The sequence below is a fragment of the Pseudomonas sp. K5002 genome (assembly GCF_013386655.1).
GTDB lineage: Bacteria > Pseudomonadota > Gammaproteobacteria > Pseudomonadales > Pseudomonadaceae > Aquipseudomonas.
The window spans coordinates 1-7,921 of record NZ_JACARK010000249.1 but is presented as its reverse complement, the minus strand read 5'-3'; the positions used below and the strand labels follow the sequence as shown (position 1 = coordinate 7,921).

The 7,921-nt window shown below is 63.1% G+C and carries 5 protein-coding genes and 1 pseudogene; 5 read left to right on the top strand and 1 reads right to left on the bottom strand.

Annotated elements, in window-relative coordinates; translation table 11 throughout:
- The 3 genes and pseudogenes from HX846_RS13190 to HX846_RS13180 all read left to right on the top strand — a co-directional run.
- A pseudogene (locus HX846_RS13190) lies at window positions 1-195 on the top strand (hypothetical protein); the annotation flags it as partial.
- A gap of 9 nt (window positions 196-204) precedes the next feature.
- A complete protein-coding gene (locus tag HX846_RS13185; protein WP_003213522.1) occupies window positions 205-825 on the top strand; it encodes a 1-acyl-sn-glycerol-3-phosphate acyltransferase in 621 nt (206 codons plus the stop codon).
- Window position 826: 1 nt separating this feature from the next.
- A complete protein-coding gene (locus tag HX846_RS13180; protein WP_063033761.1) occupies window positions 827-1,759 on the top strand; it encodes a phosphatidate cytidylyltransferase in 933 nt (310 codons plus the stop codon).
- Between the two features lie 286 nt (window positions 1,760-2,045).
- On the opposite strand, the gene HX846_RS13175 is transcribed toward HX846_RS13180, so the two are convergent.
- On the bottom strand, window positions 2,046-2,519 hold the full coding sequence (locus HX846_RS13175) for an Lrp/AsnC family transcriptional regulator (RefSeq protein WP_032899927.1): 474 nt from the start codon (window positions 2,517-2,519) through the stop codon (window positions 2,046-2,048).
- 145 nt (window positions 2,520-2,664) lie between these two features.
- Between HX846_RS13175 and HX846_RS13170 the strand changes: the two genes are divergently transcribed.
- Complete coding sequence (locus HX846_RS13170; protein ID WP_177009026.1) at window positions 2,665-3,294, top strand: LysE family translocator; 630 nt, start codon at window positions 2,665-2,667, stop codon at window positions 3,292-3,294.
- 79 nt (window positions 3,295-3,373) lie between these two features.
- Window positions 3,374-7,921 (top strand): alpha-2-macroglobulin (locus HX846_RS13165; RefSeq protein WP_178965525.1); only part of this gene is annotated, 4,548 nt, incomplete at its 3' end.

Sequence of the window (7,921 nt, the reverse complement as noted above, 5' to 3'; positions counted from 1 at the left end):
GACCGCACGCCCGACTTCGACCAGGCCATGCACACCCTTGGCCTGCAATCCGCCAAACGCGCAGGCCGCCCCTGGACCGAGCGCCGTCGCGGCGCCTTGAAACTGTTGCGCAAGCAAGCCTACCTGCTGGCGGCGCAAGTGCTGCTGACCGTGGCCGTCATCCTGGCCAGCCCCTGGCTGCCCTTCGCCGGATAAGGAATCCTCATGTTCGAACCCGTGGTCGCCACCCTGATTACCTCCATGGCCCGCACCGTCACCGGCGCCCGCAGCCTGTGGCTTGGCTGCGCGCCGGTGCCGGTGCAACGCATCTACTACGCCAACCACAGCAGCCACGGCGATTTCGTGCTGCTGTGGGCCTCGTTGCCGCAGAACCTGCGTAAATTCACCCGCCCGGTGGCCGGCAGCGACTACTGGAACACCAGCGCCCTGCGCCGCTACATCATCAACCGGGTGTTCAACGGCGTGCTGATCGACCGCGAGCGCAAGGACCCTGTGGATAACCCTCTGGCGCCGATGCTTCAGGCCCTGGAAAACGGCGACTCGCTGATCATCTTTCCCGAGGGCACGCGCAACCTGGAAGACGGCCTGTTGCCGTTCAAAAGCGGGCTGTATCACCTGGCCAAGAGTTATCCACAAGCCGAATTGATCCCGGTGTGGATCGCCAACCTCAACCGGGTCATGCCCAAGGGCCGTGTGCTGCCGCTGCCCTTGCTGTGCACCACCAGCTTCGGCGCACCGCTGCAACTGGAGGACGGCGAAGACAAGGCGCTGTTCCTCGCCCGCACCCGCGACGCCTTGCTCGCCCTTGCCCCGGAGCATTCCTGAGATGGATAGCCAAACCCTGATGTTGTTCGGCGGGATCGGCGCGATCCTCGTGCTCGCCTCGCTGATCGGCCTGATCCTCAAACTGCGCACCCGTGGCACACCCAACGCGGTGATCGACAACCTCAACGCCCGCATCAATGCGTGGTGGGTGATGGTGGTGGTGATCGGCGTGGCGTTCTGGCTCGGCACCGGCGCGGTGATCCTGCTGTTTTACGCCGTGTCGTTCTATGCGCTGCGGGAATTCCTCACGCTGACACCCACCCGGCGCAGCGATTATCCGGCACTGGTAGCCGCGTTTTACCTGGCCTTGCCACTGCAATACCTGCTGATCTATTTCGACTGGTACGGGTTGTTCTCGATCTTTATCCCGGTGTACGTGTTCCTGCTGTTGCCGATCCTCGCGTCATTGGGCGGCGACAGCACGCACTTCCTGGAACGGGCATCGAAAGTGCAATGGGGGCTGATGATCGCGGTGTTCTGTGTGTCCTTCGTGCCGGCGCTGCTGACCCTGGATATCGTCGGCTACGAAGGCCGCAACCTGCTGCTGATTGCCTACCTGGTGATCGTGGTGCAACTGTCGGACGTGTTGCAGTACGTGTGCGGGAAGCTGTTCGGCAAACACAAGATCGCGCCCAACTTGTCGCCGTCTAAAACCGTGGAAGGGTTTGTCGGCGGGATTCTGCTGTCGTCGCTGATTGGCGCGGCGCTGTGGTGGACCACGCCGTTCAATCCCTGGCAGTCGTTCCTGATTGCACTGTTGATCAACCTGCTGGGGTTTGCGGGCGGGATTGTGATGTCGGCGATCAAGCGCGACCGGGGCGTGAAGGATTGGGGGCACATGATCGAGGGCCACGGCGGGATGCTGGATCGGCTGGATTCAGTGTGTTTTGCCGCGCCGATCTTCTTTCATCTCGTGCGCTACTGGTGGACCTGACGACCACCTCCCTCCCCAAATCCACACAACCCCAGTGGCGAGGGAGCTTGCTCCCGCTGGAGTGCGCAGCGCTCCCAGGATTTTGGGGCCGCTACGCANNCTCCCTCGCCACAACAAGCGTCCTTATCACAATAAGAAAGCACCAGCCGGGAAGGTGCCCCCGGCGTCCTTATCTGATCGTTCCCACGCTCTGCGTGGGAATGCATCCGGTGACGCTCCGCGTCACGACTTTAAAGCGGACGCGGAGCGTCCAGGGCGGCATTCCCACGCGGAGCGTAGGAACGATCTAGCCGGGAAGGTGACTCAGCGGCAATGCCCCGGGCGTCTTCACCGTCTGAATCGCGAAGTTGCTGCGGATATCACTCACCCCCGGCAACTTCAACAAGCTCCCGGTCAGGAACCGCTCATACCCGCGCAAGTCCGGCACCACCACTTGCAGCAGGAAATCCGACTCCCCCGACACCAGAAACGCCGAAATCACCTGGGGCAGCGCCGTCACCGCCAACCGAAACGCCTCCGCCTGTTCGTCGTTATGCCGCTCCACTTTCACCCCGACAAACACCGTCAGCCCCAACCCGACTTCATCCCGGTCCAGGCTTGCCTGATAACCACGAATCACCCCGGCCTCTTCCAGCAGCCGCACACGCCGCAAGCAGGGCGAGGCCGAGAGGCCAATCTCGTCCGCCAGTTGCACGTTGCTCAGCCGGCCATCCCGTTGCAGGGCTTCAAGAATCTTGCGGTCAAATGCGTCCAGCTTCAGATTTGGCATAAGTGAAATGTTTCGCGCGAAAAAAGTGGCAGATTGTGCCAAGACTAGACGCTTTTCCATCTGACTACGCAAGCACCTGCCCCGGCCTTCGCCCCTAAAATTGCCCTACGAATCACCTACCGCAAGGGGCAGGCACATGGCAGAACTCTGGTTGTTTTTAGTCGCGTTGGCAGTGGTGTACCTGCTGCCCGGCCCGGACATGATCCTGCTGCTGCAAACCGGCGCCCGCCAGGGCAAGGCGATGGCACTGGCAACCGCAGGCGGCTTGGGCCTGGCGCGAGCCTGCCACGTGGCGCTGGCGGGGATGGGCCTGGCGACCCTGTTCAAGGTCGCACCCTGGACCTTCGATGTGGTGCGCCTGGGCGGTGCGGCATATCTGCTGTGGATCGGCGTGCAGTGCCTGCGCTCAAACCTGCTGCCCAACCTGAACGCCGAGCACAGCACGGCGCCGGCGCATGCCTGGCGCGAAGCCTTCCAGCGGGGTTTGCTGACCAACCTGCTCAACCCCAAGGCGCTGCTGTTCTGCTCCGTGCTGCTGCCGCAATTCATTGATCCACATGGCGCATCGGTGACGGCGCAGTTTGCGCTGCTGGGGGCGATTCTGGTGGCGGTCGGCCTGGGATTCGACAGTTGCTATGGATTGGCCGGCGCAAGAATCGGCCGCTGGCTGGAACGCAGCCCGTCCGCCCAGCGCCTTCAGCAATGGCTGTTTGGCAGTCTTTTGATCGGTTTTGCGATACGCCTCACCTTCGTACAGCAAGCCTGAGCTTTGCGGCGCATTTGCCGTCATCTTTTGTATCAAAGAGACGTGTAAGATACGCGACACATTGCCAGGGATGCTCACCATGTTTGATTCGTTAAAAGCGACCAGCCGCCGTTTTTTCGGGGCCTTGATCTCAGTGGTGAGTGTTCTGTTCAGCGCCGTTCGATGGCTGGCGCGCAGCCTGTTCGGCCAGTGGCAGCCGCCGCGCTGGCTGCAAGCCACAGGCAACGGTCTGGTCAACGTCGGCCACAAGGCCCGGGCTTGTCCGCGCCAGGCTGCGGGCGGCGCGCTGGTCCTGGTACTCGTGCTGGCCGCGGGCTTTTACGGCTGGCACTGGTATTCCCACCTGCCACAGCCCCACACCGTGGGTTATTCGCTGCACAAGCCCAACCTGACGGATTACACCCAGCCGCAACCGGTTGTGGATAACTTGCAGGTACGCTTCGCCGAATCCGTGGCCCCGCTGGCGGCCATCGGCAAGCCGGTCACCGAAGGCATCACCCTCAAGCCTGCCATCGCCGGCGCCTGGCGCTGGGCGGATGACCGCAGCCTGGTGTTCACCCCGGAAAAAGACTGGCCCGTCGACGCCCACTACACCATCGACCTGGCCAAGAAAACCCTGTTGGCCGACGGCGTACTGCTCAGCCAATACACCAGCCAATTCTCCACCCAGCCGTTCCGCGCCACCTTGACGCAAAACGAGCTGTACCAGGACCCGAGCAACCCGACGCAGAAACAGCTGGTAGCGACCTTCCACTTTTCCCACCCGGTAGACGAAGACAGCGTACGCAAACGTGCCTCGGTCACCCTCGGCAAAGGCTTGGCCTACCGCGATGCGCAACTGCCCAATCGCCCGGAAATCACCTTCGACGAACACAAGCTCAACGCCTTTGTGCGCTCTGCCGCCCTGGCCACCCCACTGGAAAGCACCCCGGTCAGCGCCAAGCTCGATGAAGGCCTCAAGGCCCGTGATGGCGGCAATCCCAGCTCGGCGCCGCTGGTGGCCGAAGTCACCGTGCCCGGCCGCTATCGCCTGACCTTTACCGGCGCCGAAGTCAGCTTTGTCGACAACGAGCGCGGCGAACCCGAGCCGGTGTTGATGTTCAGCAGTTCCAGCGCCGTGGCCGACGAGACCATCGCCAACAAGGTGCAGGCCTGGATGCTGCCGGAAAAAGCCGAGGACGATACCCGCCCCTGGAACCTGCAAGACATCGACGACAAGCTGTTGGCCAGCAGCACCAAGGTCAAGCTGACCCACGTGCCGAGCGTCGAACCGCTGAACACCCTGCACGCCTTCAAGTTCAAGGCCCCGCCGGGCCGCGCCCTGTATGTGCGGGTGCCGGCCAACCTGGAAGCCATCGGCGGCTACCTGGCGAAAAATCCGACAGCCTCTCTCGTGAGCATGCCGGCTTATCCACGCACGCTGCAGTTCCTGTCCGACGGCGCCCTGCTCAGCCTCACCGGCGAAAAACGCCTGGGCTTCATGGCCCGTGGCGTACCCGGCGCCCATGTGGAAATCGCGCGCCTGCTGCCCAACCAGTTGCAACACCTGGTGGACCAGAGCAGCGGCAGCTTTGCCCGACCGAATTTTGCCAATGACTACTTCGACCGGATGGTGGAGCGTCAGAGCCTGGACATTCCGCTGTCGGCTGGCGACCCGTCGAAAACCGTCTACGACAATGTCGACCTGAGCAGCTACCTGACGGCCAACGGCGGCCGCCGGGGGATTTTTGTGCTCAAGCTGAGCCCGCAGGACGACCCGGCCGATCGCACCTTCGACTACTCGCGCAACACCACCAGCGACCTGCGTTTCATCGTGGTCACCGACTTGGGCATCATCGCCAAGCGCTCCAGCGATGGCAGCCACGATGTGTACGTGCAGTCCATCGGCAACGGCTCGCCGGTGTCCGACGCCCAGGTCGATATCATCGGCCGCAACGGTTTGCCGGTCGCCAGCGGCCATACCGACGCCGAAGGTCACGCGCACTTCGCCAAGCTGGATGAACTGCGCCGTGAGAAAACGCCGTTGATGTATGTGGTCAGTCGCGGCAATGACCAATCCTTCCTGCCGATTGCCCGTCAGTCGCAACAGCTGGATTTGTCGCGCTTTGATGTAGGCGGCCTGGAAGAAGACGGTGCGATCAATCGCCTCAGCGCCTACCTGTTTACCGATCGCGGCCTGTACCGGCCCGGCGAGACCGCGCACCTGGGCATGATCGTGCGCAGCGGCGACTGGAAAGGCGCCCTGCAAGGCCTGCCGGTTGAGTTGCAGATCACCGACCCCCGTGGCCTTGAGGTGATTCGCCAGCCGTTGAAACTGTCGGCCAGCGGTTTTGAAACCTTCGATTTCCCAAGCAGCGAAGTAGCGCCATCCGGCGATTACACCGCGACCCTGCAACTGATCGGTGAGAAGCAGCGTCGTACCGACCTGGGCAGCGTCAGCTTCAAGGTCCGCGACTTTGAACCGGACCGGATGAAAGTCAGCCTGAGCCTGCACGATACACCGGTGCTGGGCTGGATCCCGCCGGACCAGGTGGTGGCCAAGGTCACCGCGATGCACTTGTTCGGCGCTCCGGCGGCGGGTCGTCGCGTCACGGCGAAAATGTCCCTGAGCCCGACGCTCGCGGCCTTTGATCGCTACCCGGATTACCGCTTCCGCCTGAATGACTCGCTGGAAGAAGCCAGCTCCGAAGACCTGGCCGAAACCACCGTCGACGACAATGGCCAGGCGTTGCTGGACCTGAACCTGCAACGCTTCGCCAACAGCACCTACCGCCTGCAAGTGATGACCCAGGTGTACGAAGCCGAAGGCGGTCGCAACGTCGCCGCACAAAGCGCATTGCTGGTGTCGGCGGCGCCGTACCTGGTGGGTGTGAAGAGCAAGGATTCGCTGTCTTTCGTCGCCAAGGACGCCCCGCGTGAAGTGCAATGGCTGGCCGTGGCGCCAGACCTCACGCCAGTCGCAGTCGACGGCCTGACCAGTGAAGTGGTCGAGCACCGCTACGTCTCGGTGCTGGTGAAGCAATCCAACGGCACCTACAAATACGAGTCGCGCATCAAGAACATCAGCCAGCCTGCCTCGCCGCTGGTGATGACCAAGGACGGCGCCAAGCAAACCCTGAACACCGGCACCCCGGGCGATTTCACCCTGCAACTCAAGGACGCCAACGGCAACCTGCTGAACCAGATCGACTACAGCGTCGCCGGCCGGGGCAACACCTCGCGCTCCCTGGAGCGCAACGCCGAACTGCAACTGCGCCTGGATAAACGCAGCTACGCCACCGGTGATGAGATCGCCATCAGCATTCGCGCGCCGTACACCGGCGCCGGGTTGATCACCATCGAGCGGGACAAGGTCTACACCCAGCAGTGGTTCAAGGCCGACAGCACCAACAGCGTGCAACACATCCGCGTTCCTGCGGGGCTTGAGGGCAATGCCTACGTCAACGTGCAGTTCGTACGGGACACTGGTTCGTCCGAGGTCTACATGAGCCCGCTGTCCTACGGCGTAGTGCCGTTCAGTATCAACCTCGACGCGCGGCGCATGGCGCTGAAAGTCGAAGGCCCGGCGAAGATCGAGCCGGGGCAGACCCTGGACATCAAGGTCAACGCCGACCGCCCTGGCCGCGCAGTGGTCTACGCGGTGGACGAAGGCATCCTGCAAGTGGCGCGCTACCAGACGCCGGACCCGTTGGGCTTCTTCTTCCAGAAGCGTGCACTGGAGGTCGGCACCAGTCAGATCCTTGACCTGATCCTGCCGGAATTCAGCCGCCTGCTCAGTGGGGCAGCGCCGGGTGGCGATACGGAAGGCGCCCTGGCCAACCACCTCAACCCGTTCAAGCGTAAACATCAGCCACCTGTGGCCTGGTGGTCTGGCCTGGTGGACTTGCCGGCCGGTGAAACCGTGCTGCATTACCAGGTTCCGGACAGCTTCAATGGCAAGCTGCATCTGTTTGCGGTGGCCGTGGACAGCGACAGCGTGGGCGTCAGCGAGGCCAACACCGAAGTGCGCGGGCCGCTGGTGATCACGCCGAACGTGCCGGCCTTTGTCGCACCGGGGGATGTGTTCAGCGTCAGCGCCGGGGTGTTCAGCAACCTGGACGCGGCGGCGGACGTGAAGTTTGAAGTGCAGACCAGCGATGGCCTGCAGGTGCAAGGCGACAAGGCCAGCACCCTGGCCCTGCAACCGCGCAAGGAGGGTGTCGCCGAGTTCAAGATCAAGGTAGGCGAAACCCTCGGCTCGGCCGACTTGCGCTTCGTCGCGGTGCTGCCGGATGGCAAGCGTATCCAGGTGGCGGAAACCACGTCGATCCGACCCTTGAGCGAGCATCGGGTGGCCCTGAGCCTGGGCCGTTTCGACAGCGCCAGCAAAGAGCTGAAACCGACCCGCGAGCTGTTCAGCCAGTTGCGCGATGTGCAGTTGGGCGTCGCCGCTTCGCCGCTGGTATGGGCCAACGGCCTCAAGCATTACCTGGATGACTATGGCTACGCCTGCACCGAGCAATTGGTGTCCAAGGCCATGCCGGCGTTGATCTGGGGTGGTAACGCGCCGGAGGCCGAGCAAGCCTTCAGCGGTGCGGTGCGCATGCTGCGTCAACGGCAGAACCAGGCCGGCGGTTTCGGCTTGTGG